The sequence below is a fragment of the Methylobacterium sp. ARG-1 genome, assembly GCF_001262595.1.
Classification (GTDB): Bacteria; Pseudomonadota; Alphaproteobacteria; order Rhizobiales; family Beijerinckiaceae; genus Methylobacterium; species Methylobacterium brachiatum.
The window spans coordinates 204,149-227,209 of sequence record NZ_LHCD01000005.1; the positions used below are offsets into that span (position 1 = coordinate 204,149).

Sequence of the window (23,061 nt, forward strand, 5' to 3'; positions counted from 1 at the left end):
GGTCCGGGGCGGCGCAGCGATTGCGCTGTCCGTCGTCTCCCGCGATCACGCCCGGCGCTTTCGCCCCGGGCGCCGCCAAAACCTTTCCGCGCATCCACCATCTCTCCCATTCGCGCGCCCGGTGCGATCGGGACGCAGGAACCCGAAAGATGTCCCGGGGGAAGATTGGCGGTCGCCTATGCCAAGGGGACTATTGGCGAGCGTACGCCCAGATCCCAATCGATCCGACTTGATGTGTTCAGCCTCATAATCGGTGCCGGGAGGCGGATCTTTTAATAATGAAAGATATTCGCGGAGCGATCCACGACCTGCACCCGTGATCCGGCACCTGGCACGCGACGGAAGACCTCGCCCTCGCCGCGACGGCCGCTCAATTGGAGGCTCGACTGCATCACGGAGCAGCGGCGCGAAGGGCCGCAAGACCTCATCGGTCCACCGAAAAAATTCATCACTTCGTTCGGGACATTCCTGCGCTTTCATCCTCAAAACGACAGAATCAAGAGAATGATCGGCTGTTGATTTTCCGGTTCGTCCGGCGGATCTTCATCGGCGCAACGCGTCTCGATGGCGCAACTGCTTCCGATCATGACCCGCACCGATCCCTTCTTCGTTCGATGTCCTGGCCGCGTCGTTCCGCCCGGCGGATGACCGGGCGGCGATCGGGATGCCGGCCGCCCCGATGAGACACGCGCGCGGCGATCCGGCACCGGCATAGCTCCACGCGAAAAGCCGGCGGGAACGGGGCGCACCGGCGCGCCGTGTCCGGGGCGCGAATCGCTCGGCTCCGGCGGGGCCACCGGCTTCGCCACGCGACCGCCAGATCCTGAACGCGCCCGATTCGGCCCTGGCCGGCGCGGAATTCCCTTCACCCGGAGACATCCATGCGTCGCTTGCTCACCTTTGCCCTTGCAACACTCCTCTCGGTCGGCGCCGCACAGGCCGACCGCCTCGACGACATCAAGAAGGCGGGCGTGCTGCGCGTCGCCACCTTCGACAGCAACCCGCCTTTCGGCTTCGTCGACCCGAACACGAAGCGGCTGGCCGGGCTCGATGTCGATTACGCCCAGGCGATCGCCGACAAGATCGGCGTGAAGCTGGATCTCCGGCCGACCAACCCGGCCAACCGCATTCCGCTCCTGACCTCCGGCAAGGTCGATCTGGTGCTAGCGAACTTCACCATCACGGAGGAGCGGGCCAAGCAGCTCGATTTCAGCATCCCGTATTTCGCCTCCGGTCAGCAATTCCTGGCCAAGAAGGGCACGCTCACCGCGGCCGAGCAGCTGAACGGCCTGCGCATCGGCGCCGACAAGGGCACCACCAACGAGATCGTCCTACGCCGCGACTTCCCGAAGGCGACCGTGGTGGCGTTCGACGACACGCCCTTCGCCTTCGCGGCCCTGCGCAACGGCAACGTCCAGGCGATCACGCAAGATGGGCCCAAGCTCGTCGGCCTGCTCGCCAAGGTCCCGGATAAGGAGAATTACGAGGTTCCGGCCTTCTCGATCTCGAACGACTATATCGGCGCCGGCCTCCCGAAGGATGAGACCCGTCTCCGCGATGTCGTGAACGAGACCCTCCGGGAGCTGGAGGCCAGCGGCAAGGCGGCGGCGATCTACGATCGCTGGTTCGGCCCGAACACGACCCAGCCGCTGCCGCGCCTGTTCCGGATCGGCGACCACAGCTAGCCGCCCGGTGAGCCTCTTCGGCGATCTCCTGGCGCCGCGCTACCTGATCTGGCTGCTGCAGGGTTTCGGGGTCACCCTGGCCCTGTCGGCCGCGGTCTGCGTCGCCGGGACCGGGCTCGGCCTCGCCCTCTGCTGCCTGCGCGAGACGGGGGGCCGGCTCGCCGGGGCGGGAATTGCGGGCTTCGTGGGCCTCGTCCGGAACACGCCGCTCCTGGTGCAGCTGTTCTTCTGGTACTTCGGCACGGCCGCGCTGATGCCGGCCTGGCTCACCGCCTGGCTGAACAGCCCGCACAGCCTGCACCTGGGGCCGGCGGCCCTGACATGGCCCGCCTACGAGACCCTGGCGGGGTTCCTCGGGCTGACGCTCTACGCCGCCGCCCACATCGCCGAGGAGTGCCGCGCCGGCCTCAACGGCGTCCGGCCCGCCCAGCGGGAGGCCGGCTTGGCCCTCGGCCTGACCGATCTCCAGGTCTTCCGCCACCTCGCCCTGCCGCAGGCCCTGCGCATCGCCTGGCTGCCGGTGGTCGGCCAGTACCTTAACACGATCAAGAACACGTCGCTGACCATGACCATTGGCCTCGCCGAGCTGTCCTACGCCACGCGGGAGGTGGAGACCGAGACCTTCCTGGCCTTCCAGGCCTTCGGCATCGCGACGCTCCTCTATGTCGGGGCCGTGGCGGCGGTCGAGGCGGCCGGCCATGCCGTCGCGCGCCGCGACCCGGCGGGAACCGCCCGCCGGTGAATCGCGCCGTCATCACCGACAATCTCGGCTACCTGCTGGCCGGCGCCTGGCCGGACGGCCCGGTGGGCGGCCTGATGCTGACTCTGATTCTCTCCGCCGAGTCGGGCCTCGCTTCGGCCATGCTGGGGCTCGTCCTGGGGATCGCCCTGGCGATGAGCCGCGGCCGGACGCGGCGGGCACTGACCCTGGGGCTCGGGCTGTTCCGGGCCGTCCCGATCGTGATGCTGATCTTCTGGAGCTACTTCCTGCTGCCGATCCTGTTCGGCGTGTCGATCCCGGAGACCGGGACCGTGGTCACCGCCCTGTCGCTCGTGGGCGGTGCCTACCTGTCCTACGCGGTGGCGGCGGGTATCGAGAGCATCGGGCGCGGCCAGTGGGAGGCCGGGCTGGCGCTGGGTTTCGGCCGGTGGCAGGTCCTGCGGTACCTCATCCTGCCCCGGGCGCTGCCGGCCATGGCACCGTCCTTCGTCAATCAGTGGACCGCCCTGATCAAGGACACCGCGCTCGCCTACGTGGTCGGCGTGCCCGAACTCGCCTTGGTGGCGACGCAGGTGAACAACCGCGCCATGGTCTATCCCACCGAGATTTTCCTGTTTGTCGGCGCCGTCTACGGATGCCTCTGCCTGCTGGTCGACCGGCTCGCCGCGCTGCTGACGAGGAGGCGTCGCCTACCGCGCGCGGGCAGGGCCTGACAGCGAACCTCACCTCCTCGTCTCCGCGCGATTCGGATGCGCCGCCGCGGGCGCAGCGCGACCGCCGCCGAGGACGTGCCGAGCCCGCAGCGTGCCGGATCGGGGCAGGGGCCCGGCATCACGGTCTACGGAAGATTAAAACGAACCGTCGAAATGTCCCGGTCGTCGGGCGGCCCGCGGGCTGCCTCAGTGCGTATCGAGGATGTTGCGTATGGGTTGCGTCGCGGTCAGCAACGTCGTCCCCTTCCGGCGGATCGCCCCCGCCTCCGCGGCAGGCGAGCGGGATGCGCGCAACCGCCGTCGCAGCGAGCAGCGCGCGCTGATGGATGCGGTCTACGCCACCGGCAGCATGATCGTCGCCGCCGAGGATCGCGAGATCAAGCTCACCGCCTCGCGCCTGCAGGTCTACGGCTTCCTGACGATCGAGGAGGTCACCGAGGATGGCGGGATGCGGCGTCTGCGCCCGTCCGAGGCGATTCGCGCCCGGTCCGAGCGCCCCTGGCGCCTGTCGAAGCCGGCCTTCGGCGGCGCGGTGACGATCCCGAGCCTTGACGATTTCCTGTTCGAATCGGCCGGCCAGCCGTTCTGAGTCGCCCGGTCCCCACCCGACTCGCCCGCCGCGCGTGCGCGCGCGGTGGATATCGCCGTTGCCCCGCTGCCGTATGATCGAGCGGCTGCCGAGGAATAGAGATGGCCCGAGCCATCGACTCGGCTGGCGCCCGGCGCTAAGCCGTTGACAGGCAGCGACCGAACGGGGCGCGGCGCCCGAGCCCGGATCGCCCCGGCAACGCTCGGCCGGCCCGGCGATTTTGCAGCGATCGGCTTGCCATCGCAGCCCACCCGTAGTATCCGCCCGGCCTTCGCGACATTTTCCATGGGTGCTCGCACCCTGTGAACGCGGTGACCGCGCCGGCGTCTCTGACGCCGCAAGCGCGGTCTATACCATGAGCCGGGGACATCAGATCCCCATCAGGCGTCGTCCGCCGGGCAATACCGCCCGCGTGCGGAAACCCGCCTGAAACAAGGAGTCACGCACGTGATCCAGATGCAGACGAATCTGGACGTCGCCGACAACTCTGGTGCACGCCGTGTGATGTGCATCAAGGTTCTCGGCGGGTCGAAGCGCAAATATGCCGGCGTTGGCGATGTCATCGTCGTGTCGGTCAAGGAGGCGATCCCGCGCGGTCGCGTCAAGAAGGGCGACGTCATGAAGGCGGTCGTCGTTCGCACGGCCAAGGCCGTGAAGCGCGTCGACGGGTCGGTGATCCGCTTCGACAAGAACGCTGCGGTCCTGATCAACAATCAGAAAGAGCCGATCGGCACCCGCATCTTCGGACCGGTGCCGCGCGAGCTGCGCGCGCGCAACCACATGAAGATCATCTCTCTGGCGCCGGAGGTGCTGTAATGGCCGCCAAGATCAAGAAGGGCGACAAGGTCGTCGTACTCACCGGCCGCGACTCGGGTCGCTCGGGCGAGGTCATTCAGGTTCTGCCGAAGGAAGGCCGGGCTTTCGTGCGCGGCATCAATCTGGTCAAGAAGCACCAGAAGCAGACGCAGAACCAGGAAGGCGGAATCATCTCCAAGGAGGCCGCCATCCAACTCTCGAACATCGCGGTCGCCGACGCCAACGGCAAGCCGACCCGCGTGGGTTTCCGCATCCTCGAAGACGGGCGCAAGGTCCGATTCGCCAAGAGCACGGGGGATCAGATCGATGGCTGAGGCCGACAAGAACGCCTACACCCCGCGCCTGCGCAAGCACTACGACGAAGTGGTGCGCCAGAAGCTGATCGAGGAATTCGGGTATAAGAACCCGATGCAGGTCCCGCAGATCGAGAAGATCGTCATCAACATGGGCGTCGGCGAGTCCACCGCGGACTCCAAGAAGGCGACCGTGGCGGCCGGCGACCTCGCGCTCATCGCCGGTCAGAAGCCGGTGATCACCCGGGCCCGCAAGGCCATCGCGACCTTCAAGGTCCGCGAGGGCATGCCGATCGGCTGCAAGGTGACCCTGCGCAAGCAGCGCATGTACGAGTTCATGGATCGCCTGATCACGATCGCGCTGCCGCGCGTCCGCGATTTCCGCGGCCTGAACCCGCGCTCGTTCGACGGGCGGGGCAACTACGCTCTCGGTCTCAAGGAGCACCTCGTGTTCCCGGAGATCTCCTACGACAAGGCCGAGCAGATGTGGGGCATGGACATCGTCGTGGCGACCAGCGCCAAGACCGATGCCGAGGCCAAGGCTCTGCTCGCCGCCTTCCAGTTCCCGTTCCGGCAGTGAGGCCCTCGCGCCTCATACGCGGACACCGGAGATAGACCACATGTCGAAGAAAAGCTCAGTCGAGAAGAATGAGGCCCGCAAGACGCTGGTGAAGCGTTTCGCGGCCAAGCGGAAGGCGCTCCTCGAGATCGCCAACAACGACGCCCTCGAGATGGAGGAGCGCTTCGAGGCGCGCCTCAAGCTCGCGGAACTGCCGCGCAACTCGTCGGCCACCCGCATCCGCAACCGCTGCGGCATGACCGGCCGCCCGCGCGCGTTCTACCGCAAGATGGGCATCTCGCGCATCGCGCTGCGGGAGCTTGGCAACCGGGGCCTGATCCCCGGCCTGGTCAAGTCGAGCTGGTAAGGAGGTCCCCATGGTCAACGATCCCGTGGGCGACATGCTCACCCGCATCCGCAACGGCCAGCTGCGCCGTCGCAACGTCGTTCAGACGCCCGGCTCGCGCCTGCGCGCCAACGTCCTGAACGTGCTGAAGTCCGAGGGTTACATCCGCGATTACGCGGCGACCGACCTGGGCAACGGCCGCACCGAGTTCGCCATCGAGCTCAAGTACTACGACGGTCGCCCGGTGATCCGCGAGATCAAGCGCGTGTCGAAGCCCGGCCGTCGGGTCTACTCGTCCGTCGGCGATCTGCCGCACGTGGCCGACGGCCTCGGCGTCACCATCGTCTCCACCCCGCAGGGCGTCATGGCCGATCACGAGGCGCGCGAGCGCAACGTCGGCGGTGAAGTGCTCTGCACCGTATTCTGATCGGGACGGAGGAGGTTATCCCATGTCTCGCGTAGGCAAGAAGCCCGTTCCCGTGCCGGCCGGCGTCACCGCCACCGTCACCGGCCAGACGGTGAAGATGAAGGGCTCGAAGGGCGAGCTGCAGTTCGACGTTCCCGCGCTGGTCAGCGTGGCGATGAAGGACGGCGCCATCGAGGTCCAGCCGATCAACCAGTCCAAGCCGGCGCGCTCCCTCTGGGGCACGTCGCGGGCTCAGATCGCCAACATCGCCGAGGGCGTGTCGAAGGGCTTCGAGAAGAAGCTCGAGATCACCGGCGTCGGCTATCGTGCGGCGATGGCCGGCAAAGCCCTCAAGCTGTCGCTCGGCTACAGCCACGACATCGAATACGCGATCCCCGCCGGGATCACGATCGTTACCCCGAAGCCCACCGAGATCACGATCTCCGGGATCAACCGCCAGCAGGTCGGTCAGGTCGCCGCCGAGATCCGCGAATACCGCGGACCCGAGCCCTACAAGGGCAAGGGCGTGAAGTACGCGGGCGAGTTCATCTTCCGCAAGGAAGGCAAGAAGAAGTAAGGAGGGCATCATGTCTCGCAAGCTCGAAGCCCTCGATCGCCGCAAGGCGCGCGTCCGTCGCGCGCTGCGGGCGGCCGCCAACGGCCGTCCGCGGCTCTCGGTGTTCCGCTCGTCGAAGCAGATCTACGTGCAGGTCATCGACGACGTCGCCGGCAAGACGCTGGCCGCCGCCTCGTCGATCGACAAGGCGCTCAAGGGTGATCTCAAGACCGGCGCCGACGTCGCCGCCGCCACCGCGGTCGGCAAGCTCGTCGCCGAGCGCGCCAAGGCCGCGGGTGTCACGAAGGTGATCTTCGACCGCTCCGGCTACATCTATCACGGCCGGGTCAAGGCCGTGGCCGAAGCTGCCCGCGAGGGCGGCCTGGAGTTCTGAGGAACTCCTTCCGCGCGGCGTAAGACCCGCGCGGCCATCCTCTCCCGTTTCCGGTGAGGGGAATCGAGCGAGCGGGTCGTCCGATCCGCGCTAGTGAGATAGGTTAGGCAACATGGCACGTGAACGGGAAGGCGGGGGCCGCGGCCGCCGCGATGAGCGCGAGGAGCGCGACAGCGAATTCGTGGACAAGCTGGTCCACATCAACCGCGTCGCCAAGGTGGTGAAGGGCGGCCGTCGCTTCGGCTTCGCGGCCCTCGTCGTCGTCGGCGACCAGAAGGGCCGCGTCGGCTTCGGCCACGGCAAGGCCCGTGAGGTGCCTGAGGCAATCCGCAAGGCGACCGAGGCGGCCAAGCGCGGCCTGATCCGGGTGTCGCTGCGTGAGGGCCGGACCCTCCACCACGACGTCAACGGTCGTCACGGCGCCGGCAAGGTGATCCTCCGCGCGGCTCCGCAGGGTACCGGCATCATCGCCGGCGGCCCGATGCGCGCCGTGTTCGAGACCCTCGGCATGCAGGACGTCGTCGCCAAGTCGCTCGGCTCCTCGAACCCCTACAACCTCGTGCGCGCCACCTTCGAGGCGCTCAAGAACGAGGACAGCCCGCGCTCCGTGGCGGCCCGCCGCGGCATCAAGGTGTCGAGTCTCCAGGCCCGTCGCCGCGACGCCGATCCGGCCGACCAGTCCGAAGCTGCGGTCGCGTAAGGGGAGGGTCCGATGGCACAGAAGACCGTCCGTATCGAACAGATCGGCTCGCCGATCCGCCAGGAGGCCAGCCAGCGCCAGACGCTGATCGGCCTCAAGCTCAACAAGCTCCACCGCGTGTCCGAGCTGGAGGATACCCCCTCCGTGCGCGGCATGATCCGCAAGGTTGCGCACCTCGTGCGCGTCCACGGCGACGTGGCGTGAGGAGGTTCCGATGAAGCTCAACGAGATCAGCGACAATCCCGGCGCAACCAAGAATCGGATGCGTGTCGGCCGGGGCATCGGCTCCGGCAAAGGCAAGACCGCCGGCCGCGGCGTGAAGGGTCAGAAGGCCCGGACCGGCGTGTCCATCAAGGGCTTCGAGGGCGGTCAGATGCCGCTGCATCGTCGCCTGCCGAAGCGCGGCTTCAACAACCTCTACGCCCAGGACCTGAACGAGGTGAATCTCGGTCGGATCCAGGAGGCGGTGGACGCCGGCAAGCTCGACAAGGCCGCGACCGTGACGATCGAGAGCCTCGTCGCGGCCGGCATCATCGCCCGTCCCCGCGACGGCGTGAAGCTGCTCGGCGTCGGCGAGCTGACCGCGAAGCTCAGCTTCGAGGTCACCCGGGCCTCCAAGTCCGCCATCGAGGCGGTCGAGAAGGCCGGCGGTTCGGTCACGGTCGCGTTCGCGACGGGCGTGTCCCACCGCGGCGGTTCCACCGCCGAGGCCACGGCCTGACGGCCGGTCTAGGGGCGACGCTGGGACCCGTTGCACGGTCTCCGCGGACCCTTTAAGCCGATCCTCCGAGCGGCGGCCCTGCGACCACGCGGGCCGCCGTTTTCATTTCATCCGGGCATGCTTGGCCCGGCGACACTCCCAGGACGCGACGCTTATGGCCTCAGCAGCCGAGCAGCTTGCCGCCAACCTCAACTTCGGGGCGATCGCCAAGGCCGATGAGCTGAAGAAGCGCATCTGGTTCACCCTGGGCGCCCTCGTGGTGTTCCGGCTGGGCACCTACATCCCGATCCCCGGCATCGATCCGGAGCAGTTCGCCCGCAACTTCCAGCAGCAGGCTGGCGGCGTGCTCGGGCTGTTCAACATGTTCTCCGGCGGTGCCGTCGAGCGCATGGCGATCTTCGCCCTCAACATCATGCCGTACATCTCGGCCTCGATCATCGTTCAGCTGCTCACCTCGGTGATCCCGAGCTTGGAGGCGCTGAAGAAGGAGGGCGAGTCCGGGCGCAAGGTCATCAACCAGTACACCCGCTACCTAACGGTGGTGCTGGCGCTGGTGCAGTCCTGGGGCATCGCGATCGGGCTGCAGAGCTCCTCGGCCGCGATCGATCCCGGCTCGTTCTTCCTGGCCTCGACGGTCATCACGCTGACCGGCGGCACCCTGTTCCTGATGTGGGTCGGCGAGCAGATCACCTCGCGCGGCATCGGCAACGGCTCGTCGCTGATCATCTTCGCGGGCATCGTCGCCCACCTGCCGGTGGCGATCGCGGGCGCGCTGGAGCTGGGCCGCACCGGCGCGCTCTCGCCGGTGATCATCCTGGGCGTCGCCGTGGCCGCCGTGGTGCTGGTCTACTTCATCGTGTTCATGGAGCGCGCCCAGCGCCGCCTCCTGATCAACTACCCGAAGCGGCAGGTCGGCAACCGGATGTACGAGGGCCAGACCTCGTTCCTGCCGCTGAAGCTCAACACCTCGGGCGTCATCCCGCCGATCTTCGCCTCGTCGCTGCTGCTCCTGCCGGCCACCGCGGCGAGCTTCTCGGCCAATGGCGGCAGCACCGGCTGGCTCGGTACCGTCACCGCCTATCTGGGCCACGGAACGCCGCTGTTCATGGCGCTCTACGCGGCTCTGATCATCTTCTTCACGTTCTTCTACACCGCGGTTGTGTTCAACCCGCAGGAGACGGCGGACAATCTGAAGAAGCATGGCGGCTTCATCCCGGGCATCCGTCCGGGCGAGCGCACCGCGGCCTTCATCGACAAGGTGCTGACCCGCATCACGGTGATCGGCGCCCTGTACCTGACGCTGGTTTGCCTGTGCCCGGAGATCCTGTCGTCCTACGCCTCGGCGAGCCTGGGCTTCGGCGGCACCTCGCTGCTGATCGTGGTCTCGGTGACCATGGACACGGTGGCGCAGATCCACGGGCACCTGATGGCGCATCAATACGAAGGCCTCGTGAAGAAGGCCAAGCTGCGTGGCGCCTCGACCACGCAACGCCGCCGCTGACCCTGCTACAGAAGCGGGACGAAGCCACCGACGACCCCGCCTCTGACCCAAAGGTTCGGGTGCCTCCAGGCCCCGGACCGGCTAGAAAAACACGAGACGGGCGATGCCGGGGAGGCTTCGCCACCCGCCGCTTGGGCCCGTAGAGAGTCGGGCCGGACGAGGACAACGCCATGCGCATCATTCTGCTCGGCCCCCCCGGCGCGGGGAAGGGGACGCAATCCGAGCGGATCGTACAGCGCTTCGGCATCCCGCAGCTGTCTACGGGTGACATGTTGCGCGCCGCGGTCGCCGCCGGCACGCCGGTCGGCCTCGAGGCCAAGGCCGTGATGGAATCGGGCGGCCTGGTCTCCGACCGGATCGTGGTCGGCATCGTCGCCGACCGGATCGAGGAGCCGGACGCGAAGCGCGGCTTCATCCTCGACGGTTTCCCCCGCACCGTGGCCCAGGCCGAGGCGCTCAACACCATGCTGTCCGGCAAGGGGCTGAGCCTCTCCGCGGTCATCGAGTTCAAGGTCGACGAGGATGCGCTGGTCGGGCGGATCCAGAAGCGCGCGGCCGAGACGCAGGCCCGCGGCGAGGCGGTGCGCAAGGACGACACCCCCGAGGTGTTCAAGCAGCGCCTGGAGGCCTACCGGGCCCAGACCGCACCGCTCTCGGCCTATTACGCCAAGACCGGCCTGCTCCACACGGTCGACGGCATGCAGCCGATCGATACCGTGACCGCCGAGATCATGACGGTGCTGGAGCCGCACGCGGAACGCGTCGCTTCCTGACGCGATCGCCGGCCGGCCGCGCTACGGCGGCCCGCCGGTTTTTCGCTCGGGTTCGATGGGTTTGGACATACCTTCGGTTGCCTAGACCTCAGGCTGCCGGTGAGCCGCGATGAACGGCGCTCTCGGCGCTGCCGGCCCGCGAGGACGAGCCCATTCATCGACGAGTCGGGCCGTCCGCACCTCCGCGTTCGCGCCAGCCGTGAAAGACTATCCGGGCTTGATTGACGGTGGCGCGAAGAGCGGCGCGCTCGTCGCATCGTCGGCCGGATGCGTCAGGCGGCTTGCCGGCGGATCGCCCGGTCCCCGTCGAGCCAGGCCAGGGCGCGGGCGAGGTGGTCGGGATCGAGAACGTAATCCGATTGCGCTGGACGCGTCGGATCGAGGGCCCTGCCGTAGCAGACGCCGTAGCGATCACCGCGCGCCGCCGCGAGGTCGAGGTAATACGAATCGGTGAAGGTTTCCGGAGCGAGATAGAGGATCCGCGTGCCCGGTCGGCCGAACAGCCTGTTCACCATCGCGGCGCTCATACGGCTCATAGGATTCCGCTCCGGCTCAGGCAGCCTCCGAGCCGCGCCGAACGCGGCGGCAGCTCGGAGGCGCGTCCGTGATCAGTTCGTCTTCGGATCGGCGACCGTGAACGCGAAGGTGGCCGAATAGGTGTCCGTGTCGGCCAGCGCGGGGGTCTGCGAGGGGGCGACGCGGTGATTGACTGCCAGCACCTGCGGGCCAGCCGCCCGCAGCGGGACCGTCGCTTCCCCGACGGCGTTCGTCGCAGCCCGAGCCTGATCCGCCTCGCTCTTGAAGGTCGCACCGTCGGTAGCGACGACGTCAGCCCCGGAGAGCGGGCGCCCCGCGAACAGGACACGGACCCGGATCGCGCCCTTGGCGGCATTCGGCGCTTCCAGCGGCACGATCTCCAGTGGCTGGCCGACGACCCGATCCCACGGGGCGGTCGGGCCAACCGCCGCCTTGGCGTACTTGACCGACCACTGGCTCTTTTCGCCCTCCGGCACCATGCGCTTGCTGGCATTGCGATAGCTGCCATCCGCCAAGCGGACCCAGTAGCCGTTGTCGTAGGCCGCCGCGACCAACGCGTCGCCGCTCAAGGTCGCGCGCAGAACCGGCACCGCCCCCGGCTCCGCCTGCACGGTGAGCCCGACCGTCCGAGACGGCTCATAGGCGATGAGGCCGGTGAGCTTACGGGCCGCCGGCATCTCGGGCTCGTGCGGATGCCCATACTGGACCATCACGCTGCCCGGACCGGGCGAGAGCCACAGATCGTGGGCGGCGGCCGGTCCGGCGAGGGCGACGGATGCGGCGGCGAGAAGGGCGATACGGATCATCGTTACAGGTCCTCCGGTGGCGTAGGGGCAGCCTAACCTGGTAACCGCTCGTTTTTCAAAGCGGATGATGGAGCCTCACCCGTTGCGGACCAGGCGAGGGCCGCAAACCGCCGGATTTGGCCGCCCGGTCCTCTCGGCCCCGCCCCGACGGGTTACACAGGTTTGGATTCGCAGCTCGCCTCGCCGCGGAAAGCGCAGGCTTGCTCTTTGATCGAAGGCTCGACCGATGCAGCCAGGCAGCGTCATCCTGGGGCCGCTCAGCGGAGCCCGGGATCCAGAGCCGCCGACCTGTCAAACTCTGCCACCGACAGCGGTTCCGGATTGCCGCCATCGGCGTCCCCTCCGGGCCCCCGGGCTCGCCGGCGGCATCTCGGAACGACCGCGCGGGGTATCAGGACCTGGGCCTCGCTCTTCGGAAGATGAATCGTCCAACCTGCGTAACCAGAAGCAGGCGCCCCGGAGGCTCGCTTGCCGAAGGCGACGCCCCCGCCCGGTTCACCGCCCAACCGGCATGCGGGGACCGTTGAGCGGCCCCACGAAGACGCGTCACCGGCGTCGCTCCGCCCGCAGGCCCCCGAAGAAATTGACGATGTCCATCGGCAGCGCCCGGCGACCGAACAGGCGGAACGGGTTGCCATCGGTGCGGCCGTCGCGCAGCTCGACCATCGCGGTCATGCTGTTGTAGCGGAACACCATGCGGCGATCCGCAAAGGTGGCCCAGAGCAGGCCGGGGCCGTCCTCCGCGTCCTGGAGGGCGATCGAGCCGGGCTCGGCCTCGGTGAGGATCCCGCCGGTCACGGCCAGGATCACCGGGACGACCTCTTCGGCATTCTCCTCCGCCGCCCGCAGGACCGAATCGGCGAAGGCCCGCAGGGTGGCGCCGTCGCTGGTCAGAACCGACATCTATGTTCCCTCGGGGCGCCGTGTCTGGTCCGCACGCGACGCATGGCGGCACGGCCGATCGTTCACCGGTCGTTGACATCTGGGCCCACGCACGCTAGCAGGCCGTCCTTCGTCCAATCGATCGCTGGTCCGAGGTGCCCTGTCCAGGGCCGCCCCCGGGCCACGTTGTCGTTTGGCGCGCGCAGGGGCCGGCCTCCACCGGACGCGCGCGGCAACTGCCCGGGTTTCCGGGCCTCATATGGAGCGTGATTATGGCCCGTATCGCAGGCGTCAACATCCCGACCAACAAGCGCGTCGTCATCGCGCTCCAGTACATCCACGGCATCGGCGCCAAGAAGGCAGAAGAGATCACCCAGAAGGTGAACATTCCCGCCGAGCGTCGGGTCAACCAGCTGACCGACGCCGAGGTTCTCTCGATCCGCGAGACGATCGACCGCGACTACATCGTCGAGGGCGACCTGCGCCGCGAAGTCTCGATGAACATCAAGCGCCTGATGGATCTCGGCGCCTATCGCGGCCTGCGTCACCGCAAGCAGCTGCCGGTCCGCGGCCAGCGCACCCACACCAACGCCCGCACCCGCAAGGGCAAGGCGAAGCCGATCGCCGGCAAAAAGAAGTAACTTTTTGCCGTTGGAAGGCCGTGCTCCGCTCGGCCTTCTGTTCGTCGCGCCGGGTGTCCCGCGAGGGTCCCGGCGCAGGCTCGACCGCCCCGCACGGGCGCGCCGGCCAAGTCCCAAGAAGAGTCCCGAGCGCCTGGAATTACGGGCGCGCTTGAAGGAAGAGTGAGACCCGAATGGCCAAGGAACCCCAACGCGTCCGCCGTCGCGAACGCAAGAACATCGTGTCGGGCGTCGCCCACGTGAACGCCTCGTTCAACAACACGATGATCACCATCACGGACGCGCAGGGCAACACGATCTCGTGGTCGTCCGCCGGCGCCATGGGCTTCAAGGGCTCGCGCAAGTCGACCCCGTACGCCGCCCAGGTGGCTGCCGAGGACGCTGCCCGCAAGGCCTCCGAGCACGGCATGCGCACCCTCGAGGTCGAGGTCTCCGGTCCCGGTTCGGGTCGTGAGTCGGCCCTGCGCGCCCTCCAGGCCGCCGGCTTCACGGTCACCTCGATCCGCGACGTGACCTCGATTCCGCACAACGGTTGCCGTCCGCGCAAGCGTCGTCGGGTCTGAACCAACCGGTTTGACGGAGAAGCTCATGACGGGATCGAAGCCGCTTCCGGGCGTGCTGCGTTGGAACCTCGGTGACCTCACAGTCACCGCGCTCAACGACGGCTGGTTTCAGGCCAGCCTCGATCTCGTCACGGGGATCCCGAAGGACGAAGCCGGCAAGCTGCAGGTCGCGGGCTTCCGCACCGAGCAGCCCAAGATCACGCTGAACGCCTTCCTGATCACCGGCGCCGGCCGCAAGCCGGTGCTGATCGATTCCGGATACGGCGACTTCGCCCCGGTGGAGACCCTGGGGCGGTTCAGCACGGCGCTGGCGCTCACCGGCGTCAAGCCGGAGGAGATCGAGACCGTCCTGATCACGCACCTGCATCCCGACCATGTCGGCGGGCTGGTGACGAACGGGGCGGCCCGCTTCCCGAACGCCGAGATCGTGGTCCACGCCGACGAGGCGGCCCACTGGCTGCCGGACGACGCGCTCTCGCGGGCGCCGGACGAGGCCAAGCCGTATTTCGAGGGCGCCCGCAAGGCGGTGGCGCCCTACGCCAAGCGGATGCGCGAGCATCGCGGGGGCGAGGTCCTGCCGGGCATCACGGCGGTCCACCTGCCGGGCCATACGCCGGGGCATTGCGGCTTCCGCATCGTCTCCGGTGGACAGTCGCTGCTCATGTGGACGGATGTGGTGCACCTGCCCGCGATCCAGTTCAAGAACCCGGAGGCGGGTGTCGGTTTCGACGTCGATGGCGACCAGGCGCGGGCGACGCGCAAGACCATCATGGACGAGGTGGCGCGCGAGCGGAGCTTCATCGCGGGCGCGCACCTGGAATTCCCGGCGCTCGGCTACGTGGACCGGGACGGGGCGGGCTACCGCTTCGTGCCGGCCCTGTGGGTGGGCGGCGAATAACAGACTTTGCATTCAGGGACCGTTCGGGGCGCCAGGGGGCGGCGCCGGACGGCCGAAGCGCGGGAACGGATGTCGCGGGTCCCGGGCATGGACGAGAGGTAGGATCGTGGTCATTCAGAAGAACTGGCAGGAATTGATCAAGCCGAACAAGCTGCAGGTCTCGACCGGCGACGACCCGAAGCGGGTCGCCACCGTCGTGGCCGAGCCGCTCGAGCGCGGCTTCGGCACCACGCTCGGCAACGCCCTGCGCCGCGTGCTCCTGTCGTCGCTCCAGGGCGCGGCCGTGACTTCGGTGCAGATCGACGGCGTGCTGCACGAGTTCTCCTCGATCCCGGGCGTCCGCGAGGACGTCACCGACATCGTCCTGAACATCAAGACCATCGCGATCCGGTCGCAGACCGATGCGCCCAAGCGCATGACCCTGCGCAAGACCGGCCCGGGCACCGTCACGGCGGGCGACATCGGCACGGTCGGCGACATCCAGATCCTGAACCCGGAGCTGGTGATCTGCACCCTGGACGACGGCGCCGAGATCCGCATGGAGTTCACGGTCGCCACCGGCAAGGGCTACGTCCCGGCCGAGCGCAACCGCCCCGAGGACGCGCCGATCGGCCTGATCCCGGTGGACTCCCTGTTCTCCCCGGTGACCAAGGTCAGCTACCGCGTCGAGACCACCCGTGAGGGCCAGGATCTCGACAAGGACAAGCTGACGATGACCATCGAGACCAACGGCGCCGTGGGCCCGGAGGACGCGCTCGCCTACGCGGCGCGGATCATCCAGGACCAGCTGCAGGTCTTCGTGAACTTCGAGGATCCGCGCAAGGAAGAGGCCGCGCCGCTCGCGCCGCAGCTGCCCTTCAACCCGGCGCTGCTCAAGAAGGTCGACGAGCTGGAGCTGTCGGTCCGTTCGGCGAACTGCCTGAAGAACGACAACATCGTCTATATCGGCGACCTGATCCAGAAGTCCGAGGGCGAGATGCTGCGGACCCCGAACTTCGGCCGCAAGTCGCTCAACGAGATCAAGGAAGTGCTGGCCGGCATGGGCCTGCACCTCGGCATGGACATTCCCGGCTGGCCGCCGGAGAATATCGAAGATCTCGCCAAGCGCTTCGAAGAGCATTACTGAGGCGAAGCCGCCTCGGGCCGGACCTGGCGGCGCTGATCGGAGCCGTCTGTTTGGCCGATCCGGATCCGGGACTTCGCGGGCACGACGCGAAGTCCCAAAGACATCCCGCCGCGGGGTTATGCGGAACGAATGGCCCCGCTGTTGGGGCGCCCGGCCGTACCGTGGCACGGCGGCCGTGAAGAGAAGGAAGCCAGATCCATGCGTCACGGTTATCGCGGCCGCCGCTTCAACCGCACCGCCGAGCACCGCAAGGCGATGTTCGCCAACATGTCGGTCGCCCTGCTGAAGCACGAGCAGATCGTCACCACCCTGCCGAAGGCCAAGGACCTGCGTCCCGTGGTCGAGAAGCTCGTCACCCTCGGCCGCATCGACAGCGTCCACACCCGCCGTCTTGCCATGGCGCAGCTGCGCGATGCCGACATGGTCAAGAAGCTCTTCGCCGTGATCGGCCCGCGCTACCAGGGTCGTCCGGGCGGCTACCTCCGCATCATGAAGGCCGGCTTCCGCAAGGGCGACAACGCTCCGCTGGCCGTGATCGAGTTCGTCGATCGCGACGTCGAGGCCCGCGGCAAGGATTCCGGCCAGGTCGAGGTCGCCGAGGCGGCCTGAGCCAACGCTCCACCGACCGAACCCAAGAAAGCCGTCCCGGATCGTCCAGGGCGGCTTTTTCGTGCGCGGGCGCGGCTCAAAAAAGAACCCGCCGGCTTGCGCCGGCGGGCATGAAGCAGGGTCCACGTTTCGGTTGGTCGCGGGAGCTCGCCCTGGCGGTCAGTGTCGGACTGACCGGGAACTCGACCGCGCCGCGGGTCCGAAACCCCTATCCCTGCTGATTCTTGTTGGGCGGATCATCCTGATCCGGGTCGGCATCACGCCGCCTGCCTGGGAAGATACCGTGATTGCTCATGGTTCACCTCCAGTTCGTAACCCGGAGCGCAACGGCTCCGTGGGAGGTCAATGAGCCGGCAACGGTGTGGTTCCCATGCAATTCAGGGACACGTGCATCGGCGCTGCATGCCTCGGTGTTTCGGCCTCGGCACTTTGCGCAACCAATCCCGTCATTGCGAGCGCAGCGAAGCAACGCAGTGTGGCGCCACGTCTTGTAATGGCGCGCTGCCCTGAGTTGCTTCGCTGCCCTCGCAATGACGGTTTAGATCAACCGCGCCCCGAGCCCGCCCCGTCCAGCAGTTCCGAGACCCGGCTCGCCAGGTCGGCGGAGCGGAACGGCTTGGTCAGCACCGGCAGGTCGTCCGGGATCTGCATCGCCTCGGCATGGCCGGTGAGGATCAGCACCGGCAGGCTGGGGTCGCGGACGCGGATCTCGGCGGCGAGCTCGATGCCGCTCATGCCCGGCATGGCGAGGTCGGCGACGATCAGGTCGAAGCGTCCGGGCGCGAAAGAGCGCAGCGCGGCCTCACCGTCGCCGGCCTCGGTGGCGTCGTGGCCGAAGCCCGCCAGAAACGAGGCGGTGACGTGCCGAACCTGGGCGTCGTCGTCGACCACCAGGATCCGCGCCGACCGGGCCGCCACCGGGACATCGCCCGGCGCACGCGTCGCCTGCTCGGGCGCTTCGGCCGCGAAGGGGAGGGCGAGCTCGACCCGGGTGCCCCGGCCGACCTCGCTCTCGATGGCGAGCCGACCCTTCGATTGCTGGGCGAGGCCGAACACCATGGCGAGCCCGAGACCGGTGCCCTGGCCCACCGCCTTGGTGGTGAAGAACGGCTCGCAGACCCGGCGCAGGATTTCGTCCGGGATGCCGGTGCCCTCGTCGGAGACGCTGACGCCGAGATAGGAGCCGTCGGCGATCTCCGGGTCACCCGCGATGTCGAGGCGCCGCGTCGCCACCGTGATGGTGCCGCCGTCGGGCATCGCGTCCCGGGCGTTGATGCACAGGTTGAGCACCGCGAGTTCGAGCTGATCCGGATCGACTTGGACGGCGGGCAGCCCCGCGGTCAGCTCCGTGCGGACACTGACCAGGCCGCCGAGGCTGCGGCCGAACAGGTCGCTCATCCCGCCGATCAGGGCGTTGACGTCGGTGGCCCGCGCCTGGAGGTCGTGGGCGCGGCTGAAGCTCAGGAGTCGCTTGGTCAGGGAGGCGCCGCGCTCGGCCGCGCCGCGGGCGTTCTCGATCAGGCGTTGCACCCGGGGCTGCTCGGCGACCTTCGGGGCGGCGAGTTCCAGGCTGCCGAGGATCGCGGTCAGCAGGTTGTTGAAATCGTGGGCGATGCCGCCGGCCAGCGTGCCGAGCGCTTGCATCTTGTCGGATTGGCGCAGCCGCGCCTCCAGGGTCCGCTGCTCGGTCACGTCCCGCTCAATCACCGCGAGGTGGCTGACCGCGCCGCCGGCGTCGCGGATCGGCACCCGGGTGACGTGGCTCCACAGCTCGGCGCCGACCGGGCCCTCGCTGGTCAGGCTCTCGGCCACCGTGCCGGAGCGGATCGCGGCGGCATCGGCCTCAGCCACGGTGCCGCCCTTCGCGCCGAGCAGGTCGCCCTCGCGCTGCCCGATGCAGCTGAAGACGTCCCGGCCCAGCAGGGTCGCCTTGCGGGCGTTGAGGCGCACGAACCGCCCGTCCGCATCCTTGAAGCTGATCGCGTCCTGGGCGTGGTCGAGCAGCCCGCGCAGCAGCGCCCGCTCGGTGGCGAGGTCTCGGCCGAGGCGATGGCGCTCGAAGGCCTGCCGGACGGTCGAGCGCAGCAGGCTCGCGTCCCAGGGCTTGGTGACGTAGCCGACGATGCCGCCGCGGTTGAGCGCGGCGATCACCGCGGTGATGTCGGCATAGCCCGTGAGCAGGATCGCCTGCGCGTCGTGGAAGGCGCGAGCCTCGGCCAGCAGCGCGTCGCCGGTGAGGCCGGGCATGCGCTGGTCCGACAGCACCACGGCGATGTCGGGCTCGGCGTGCAGGATCTCGAGCGCCTCGTTCGGGTTCGAGGTGGTCAGCACCCGGTAGGAATCCTCGAACAGGTCCTCCAGGGCGATCAGGATATCCGGCTCGTCATCGACGGCCAGGATGGTCCCGCGGGGGCCATCGAACCCAGCCCCGCGATCGTGCTGCGCAAGATCGTGCTGTGAATGCGTCTCTGTCACCGAACCGGTGTCCACTACAGCGGGGAATGCTCGTCCGACCGTGCCTTCACTCATGCGCTGGCCGCCTGCCGCGGAATCCCGATCACGAAGCAGGCTCCCCCGTCCGGCGCCGCCTCCACGGTGAGCGAGCCGCTATGCGCCTGAACGACGCTGTAGGCAATCGCAAGACCCAGGCCGGTGCCTGAACCCACCGGCTTTGTTGTGAAGAACGGCTCGAATATCTTCTCACGCAGGTCTTCCGGGATACCAGGACCAGTATCGCTGATGCGAATCTCGTCGACCTCCGGTGTTGATAGGGTGTTGATCCGGATAATGCCACCCTCCGGCATGGCGTCGGCGGCGTTGCCGAGGATGTTCATCACCACCTGGTTGAGCAGCGCCGGGGTGCAGTGAATCTCGGGCCGGCCGGCGAAGCTGCGCTCCACGGCGATCCGGTCGCCGAGCTTGTGCTGAATCAGCGCCAGCACGGTCTCGATCGCCTCGGGCACGTTGACCAGCGCCCGCTCGCCCTCATCGAGGCGGGAGAACTTGCGCAGGTTGAGCACGAGGTCCTGGATCCGAGTCAGACCCATCCGCATGGAGCCGACCCGCTGGCGGGCCTTGTCGAGGGCGCGGGTGGCGGCCTCCGGAGCGGCGTTCGGCAGTTCGTTGAGCAGCCGCTCGACCGTGCCCTGGTGCGCCAGGATGAAGGCCAGGGGGTTGTTGATCTCGTGGGCGATACCGGCGACAAGCTCGCCCAGCGAGGCCATCTTGGCGGCCTGGACCAGCTTGGCCTGAGCCTCGGTGATCTGCCGGTTGGCGTCGGCGAGATCGCGGTTGGCCCGCTTCAGGGCGTCGGCGAGGCGGGCGCGCGCCTCGGAGGCCTCGGCCTCGGCGCGGGCCCGCTCCACCGCCCGCTCGCGCTCGCCGAACTGGCCGGCGATGCGGCGGTCGTCCTCCTCCAGCAGGCGGCGACGGACGAAGCCGCGCACGCGCAAGGCCAGCACCTCGGCATCGGTCTTCGAGACCACGTCGTCGGCGCCGGCCGCGAAGGCCTCGACCAGAAAATCCTTGGCCGGGTCGCTGCCCGCGATGCCGACGAGGTGGAAGCCGGCGCCGGCCGCCTGGCCGGAGCGGCGCTGGCTGATCGCCCGGCACAGGGTCAAGCCGTCATAGGCGTGGCCGAGCAGGTCGACGGTCACGCAGTCGAACGCATCCTCGGCGGCCCCGTCGAGGGCGTTAAGCGCCGCCTCCGGCCCGTCCGCGGTGGCGACGTGGTGGCCCTCCTGCCCGAGGAGGCCCGCCAGGAAGGTCCGGTAGGTGAGGCTGCCGTCGATCACCAGGATCCGGCCGCGCCGGAACGCGGCGGCGCCCGGGCCCTCGCCGTCGCCCGACGACCGGCGCTCGCGTAGCAGGGCGCGGATGCGCAGGATCATCAGGTCGCGGTCGGCGGATTTCGGCAGGTAGGCGTCGGCTCCGCTCTCCAGGCCCTTCCGCTCGCCGCCGCCGCCGCCGGTGAGCATCAGGACCGGCAGGGCGCGGGTGCGCAGGGACAAGCGCATCTGCCGGATCAGCTCATCACCGTCCATGCCGGGCAGGTGGTAATCGGCCACCACCAGGTCGGGCTGGGTGCGGTTGAGATGGTCGAGGGCGGCCTCGGCCGAGGGGCAGCGCTCCACCGCGAAGCCGTGGGCCTCCAGGAGGAGGCGCAGCTCCAGGGCCTGCGTCTCCGAATCCTCAACCAGCAGGATCCTGGCGGGCCCATCCTGGGCGCCGGCCTCGCTCCGGCTCACGGCCGCGCCCCGGGATCGGCGAGCCGCAGGACGTGGTCGCCGATCCGGTCGAGGGGCAGGATCGTACGGGCGGCGCCGAGCCGTACCGCCGCGGCCGGCATGCCGTAGACCACCGCGGTGCTCTCGTGCTCGGCGACCGTCTGGGCGCCGGCCCGGTGCATGTCGGCGAGCCCGACGGCCCCGTCCTCGCCCATGCCGGTGAGCAGCACGCCGATCCCCGCGGCGCCGGCCTGGCGGGCGAGGGAGCGGAACAGCACGGTGGCGGCCGGGCGCTGGCCGGAGACGGGCTCGGTGTCGACCACCCGCAGCACGCGGCCCGATCCGATCTCGAGATGGCGGTCGCCGGGCGCCACGTAGACGCGGCCGGGCTCGGCCCGCTCGCCGTCCTGCGCCAGGGAAACCGGAAGGGCCACGACGCTGTCGAGCCAGTTCGCGAACCCCTCCATGAAGGCCGCGCCCATATGCTGGACCACGAGCACCGGCAGCGGGAAGGTCTTGGGCAATGCGCCGATCACCCGGGCGAGCGCCGGCGGGCCGCCCGTGGAGGCCGCGATCGCCAGAAGGCTTGGGGCCTGCCCGGCCAGGTCGGCCGGCGCCGCGAAGGATCCCGAGAAGGCGGCCAGGCTGTTCCGGCCGGCCCATTCGGCGCCGATCGGGCGCCGCCGGATCACCGGGACCTGGGCCATGATCCGCAGTTGGGTGCAGATCTCGCCGGCCACCGCCTCGTAGCCGGCATGGGTGGTGGCCACGGGCTTCTCGACCACCGACAGGGCGCCGGCGCGCAGGGCGTTCATCGAGATCCGCAGGGAGGAATCCTCCACCGAATCGGCGATCACGACGATCGGGGTCGGCTGCTCGGCCATGATCCGGCGCGTGGTCTCGAGACCGTCGATGCCGGGCAGGCGGATATCCATCGAGATCACGTCGGGCCGCACCGTCTGAAGGGCGCCCAGCGCCTCCTCGCCGGAGGCCACCGCGGCGACCAGTTCGAGCCGGGGATCGCGCGAGACGATGTAGCGCAGCAACTCGCGCACGACGAGGCTGTCCTCGACCAGCATCACCCGCACGGGCGTCATAGCAGCTGCCCGATCGTGTCGAGCAGATGGCGCTGGTCGAATTTCTGCTTGGTCAGGTAGGCGTCCGCGCCGAGGTCGAGGCCTCGGGACACGTCGGCGGCATCCCCGCGCGAGGTCATCAGGATCGTCGGCAGTCGGGCGAAGCGCGGGTCGGCGCGCAGCGCCTTCAGCAGGCCGAAGCCGTCGAGGCGCGGCATCTCCACGTCGGCGAGGACCAGATCGACGGGCTCGATCTCGGCGCGCAGCCGATCGAGGGCGTCCTGACCGTCGACGCAGACGACCACGCGGTAGCCGGCGGCTTCCAAGATGCCCTTCTCCAAGGTCCGGGTGGTGATCGAATCGTCGACAACCAGGATGGTCGCCCGCGCGGTGGCGTGCTGTGAGGTCGTCGAACGTGGAGCCTGCGCCTTCGTTCCGGCCGATAGGCCCGCAGATGTCGCACTCGCCCGCGCGGCGAGCCCCTCCGGGTCGAGGACCAGCACCGGCACGTCGCCGGGCAGCACCGCGGTGCCGGCGATCAGGTCCGGATCGGACCCGAAGGACGGCGCCGGCAAGACCAGCAGCGCCTGGACATCGTGCAGGCGCTCGACCCCCAGCGCCAGGCGGCCGCCGCCGGCCCGGAGCAGCACCGCAATCAGGATCGTCGGATCCTGGCCGGCGGCATCCGGGGCGGCGGGCGCCTGGCCCAGGATCTCGGTGAGATCGGTGACCGGGTGGTTGGTGGCCGCCTTGCCGTCGCCGACCCGCAGGATCGTCCGGCCCATGGCCACCGGCAATGCGGCCCGGTCGAGCCGCAGCAGGCGCTCCACGGCGCCGCCCGGCAGGGCATAGGTCCGGCCACCCGCCTCGACCAGCAGCAGGCTGCGCCGCGCCGCCGAGAGCGGCAGGCTGAAGACCAGGGCG

The 23,061-nt window shown here is 69.0% G+C and carries 28 protein-coding genes; 21 read left to right on the forward strand and 7 right to left on the reverse strand.

All coding sequences use genetic code 11. From position 1 onward, the window contains the following. Positions 1–881: 881 nt before the first annotated feature. The 16 genes from AKJ13_RS08340 to AKJ13_RS08415 all read left to right on the forward strand — a co-directional run bounded on the left by AKJ13_RS08340 (position 882) and on the right by AKJ13_RS08415 (position 10,773). Positions 882–1,685, forward strand: a complete 804-nt coding sequence (locus tag AKJ13_RS08340) for an ABC transporter substrate-binding protein (protein ID WP_050732920.1) — start codon at positions 882–884, stop codon at positions 1,683–1,685. Positions 1,686–1,692: 7 nt separating this feature from the next. Then, positions 1,693–2,427 carry an amino acid ABC transporter permease gene (locus AKJ13_RS08345; RefSeq protein ID WP_050732921.1) on the forward strand — a complete coding sequence of 245 codons (735 nt, stop codon included), beginning with the start codon at positions 1,693–1,695 and terminating at the stop codon, positions 2,425–2,427. Then, entirely contained in the window at positions 2,424–3,119 is a 696-nt protein-coding gene (locus AKJ13_RS08350) for an amino acid ABC transporter permease (RefSeq protein WP_050732922.1), read from the forward strand. The genes AKJ13_RS08345 and AKJ13_RS08350 overlap by 4 nt, the downstream gene beginning before the upstream one ends. A 211-nt stretch (positions 3,120–3,330) precedes the next feature. Next, entirely contained in the window at positions 3,331–3,708 is a 378-nt protein-coding gene (locus tag AKJ13_RS08355; protein ID WP_007557577.1) for a hypothetical protein, read from the forward strand. 447 nt (positions 3,709–4,155) lie between these two features. After that, positions 4,156–4,524: a 50S ribosomal protein L14 gene (gene rplN, locus AKJ13_RS08360; RefSeq protein ID WP_007557579.1), complete on the forward strand. Its 369-nt coding sequence runs from the start codon at positions 4,156–4,158 to the stop codon at positions 4,522–4,524. Then, positions 4,524–4,838, forward strand: a complete 315-nt coding sequence (gene rplX, locus AKJ13_RS08365; RefSeq protein WP_007557581.1) for a 50S ribosomal protein L24 — start codon at positions 4,524–4,526, stop codon at positions 4,836–4,838. The genes rplN and rplX overlap by 1 nt, the downstream gene beginning before the upstream one ends. Then, entirely contained in the window at positions 4,831–5,397 is a 567-nt protein-coding gene (gene rplE / locus AKJ13_RS08370; RefSeq protein WP_007557583.1) for a 50S ribosomal protein L5, read from the forward strand. The genes rplX and rplE overlap by 8 nt, the downstream gene beginning before the upstream one ends. Before the next feature lie 40 nt (positions 5,398–5,437). Beyond that, positions 5,438–5,743: a 30S ribosomal protein S14 gene (rpsN, locus tag AKJ13_RS08375; protein WP_007557584.1), complete on the forward strand. Its 306-nt coding sequence runs from the start codon at positions 5,438–5,440 to the stop codon at positions 5,741–5,743. A 10-nt stretch (positions 5,744–5,753) separates the two neighbouring features. Next, a complete protein-coding gene (gene rpsH / locus AKJ13_RS08380; protein WP_007557585.1) occupies positions 5,754–6,149 on the forward strand; it encodes a 30S ribosomal protein S8 in 396 nt (131 codons plus the stop codon). A 22-nt stretch (positions 6,150–6,171) separates the two neighbouring features. Further along, positions 6,172–6,705: a 50S ribosomal protein L6 gene (gene rplF, locus AKJ13_RS08385; RefSeq protein WP_007557586.1), complete on the forward strand. Its 534-nt coding sequence runs from the start codon at positions 6,172–6,174 to the stop codon at positions 6,703–6,705. Between the two features lie 10 nt (positions 6,706–6,715). Then, positions 6,716–7,078 (forward strand): 50S ribosomal protein L18, encoded by a 363-nt coding sequence (gene rplR / locus AKJ13_RS08390; protein WP_007557587.1) that lies wholly within the window; start codon positions 6,716–6,718, stop codon positions 7,076–7,078. Positions 7,079–7,190: 112 nt separating this feature from the next. Next, entirely contained in the window at positions 7,191–7,778 is a 588-nt protein-coding gene (rpsE, locus tag AKJ13_RS08395; protein WP_007557588.1) for a 30S ribosomal protein S5, read from the forward strand. A 12-nt stretch (positions 7,779–7,790) separates the two neighbouring features. Continuing rightward, positions 7,791–7,982, forward strand: a complete 192-nt coding sequence (rpmD, locus tag AKJ13_RS08400) for a 50S ribosomal protein L30 (RefSeq protein ID WP_007557591.1) — start codon at positions 7,791–7,793, stop codon at positions 7,980–7,982. 10 nt (positions 7,983–7,992) lie between these two features. Then, complete coding sequence (gene rplO / locus AKJ13_RS08405) at positions 7,993–8,499, forward strand: 50S ribosomal protein L15 (protein ID WP_050732923.1); 507 nt, start codon at positions 7,993–7,995, stop codon at positions 8,497–8,499. Positions 8,500–8,653: 154 nt separating this feature from the next. After that, positions 8,654–10,000, forward strand: coding sequence for a preprotein translocase subunit SecY (gene secY / locus AKJ13_RS08410; RefSeq protein WP_050732924.1), 1,347 nt, complete (start codon positions 8,654–8,656; stop codon positions 9,998–10,000). A 170-nt stretch (positions 10,001–10,170) separates the two neighbouring features. Beyond that, a complete protein-coding gene (locus AKJ13_RS08415) occupies positions 10,171–10,773 on the forward strand; it encodes an adenylate kinase (RefSeq protein ID WP_050732925.1) in 603 nt (200 codons plus the stop codon). 272 nt (positions 10,774–11,045) lie between these two features. Here AKJ13_RS08415 and AKJ13_RS08420 read toward each other — a convergent pair whose 3' ends face one another. The 3 genes from AKJ13_RS08420 to AKJ13_RS08430 form a co-directional block, all read right to left on the reverse strand. Beyond that, positions 11,046–11,309, reverse strand: a complete 264-nt coding sequence (locus AKJ13_RS08420) for a glycosyltransferase family 61 protein (RefSeq protein ID WP_144426210.1) — start codon at positions 11,307–11,309, stop codon at positions 11,046–11,048. A gap of 72 nt (positions 11,310–11,381) precedes the next feature. Then, entirely contained in the window at positions 11,382–12,116 is a 735-nt protein-coding gene (locus AKJ13_RS08425; protein WP_200905605.1) for a DUF4198 domain-containing protein, read from the reverse strand. A 546-nt stretch (positions 12,117–12,662) separates the two neighbouring features. After that, on the reverse strand, positions 12,663–13,019 hold the full coding sequence (locus tag AKJ13_RS08430; protein WP_050732927.1) for a hypothetical protein: 357 nt from the start codon (positions 13,017–13,019) through the stop codon (positions 12,663–12,665). Between the two features lie 251 nt (positions 13,020–13,270). On the opposite strand from AKJ13_RS08430, the gene rpsM reads away from it, so the two are divergent. From rpsM to rplQ, 5 genes are all read left to right on the forward strand, one after another. Further along, positions 13,271–13,639 carry a 30S ribosomal protein S13 gene (rpsM, locus tag AKJ13_RS08435; protein ID WP_050732928.1) on the forward strand — a complete coding sequence of 123 codons (369 nt, stop codon included), beginning with the start codon at positions 13,271–13,273 and terminating at the stop codon, positions 13,637–13,639. A 173-nt stretch (positions 13,640–13,812) separates the two neighbouring features. Then, positions 13,813–14,202 carry a 30S ribosomal protein S11 gene (gene rpsK / locus AKJ13_RS08440; protein ID WP_007557606.1) on the forward strand — a complete coding sequence of 130 codons (390 nt, stop codon included), beginning with the start codon at positions 13,813–13,815 and terminating at the stop codon, positions 14,200–14,202. 25 nt (positions 14,203–14,227) lie between these two features. Beyond that, positions 14,228–15,100: an MBL fold metallo-hydrolase gene (locus AKJ13_RS08445; RefSeq protein WP_050732952.1), complete on the forward strand. Its 873-nt coding sequence runs from the start codon at positions 14,228–14,230 to the stop codon at positions 15,098–15,100. 106 nt (positions 15,101–15,206) lie between these two features. After that, positions 15,207–16,226 (forward strand): DNA-directed RNA polymerase subunit alpha, encoded by a 1,020-nt coding sequence (locus AKJ13_RS08450; protein ID WP_007557610.1) that lies wholly within the window; start codon positions 15,207–15,209, stop codon positions 16,224–16,226. Between the two features lie 198 nt (positions 16,227–16,424). Next, positions 16,425–16,835, forward strand: coding sequence for a 50S ribosomal protein L17 (gene rplQ, locus AKJ13_RS08455; protein WP_007557611.1), 411 nt, complete (start codon positions 16,425–16,427; stop codon positions 16,833–16,835). Positions 16,836–17,378: 543 nt separating this feature from the next. Here the strand turns inward: rplQ and AKJ13_RS08460 are convergent. From AKJ13_RS08460 to AKJ13_RS08475, 4 genes are all read right to left on the reverse strand, one after another. After that, positions 17,379–19,364, reverse strand: a complete 1,986-nt coding sequence (locus AKJ13_RS08460) for a response regulator (protein WP_244471546.1) — start codon at positions 19,362–19,364, stop codon at positions 17,379–17,381. Continuing rightward, on the reverse strand, positions 19,361–21,082 hold the full coding sequence (locus tag AKJ13_RS08465; protein ID WP_050732929.1) for a response regulator: 1,722 nt from the start codon (positions 21,080–21,082) through the stop codon (positions 19,361–19,363). The genes AKJ13_RS08460 and AKJ13_RS08465 overlap by 4 nt, the downstream gene beginning before the upstream one ends. Further along, on the reverse strand, positions 21,079–22,158 hold the full coding sequence (gene cheB, locus AKJ13_RS08470; RefSeq protein ID WP_050732930.1) for a chemotaxis-specific protein-glutamate methyltransferase CheB: 1,080 nt from the start codon (positions 22,156–22,158) through the stop codon (positions 21,079–21,081). Before cheB ends, AKJ13_RS08465 begins: the two co-directional genes overlap by 4 nt. Continuing rightward, positions 22,155–23,061 (reverse strand): response regulator (locus AKJ13_RS08475; protein ID WP_144426211.1); only part of this gene is annotated, 907 nt, incomplete at its 5' end. The genes AKJ13_RS08475 and cheB, both read right to left, overlap by 4 nt.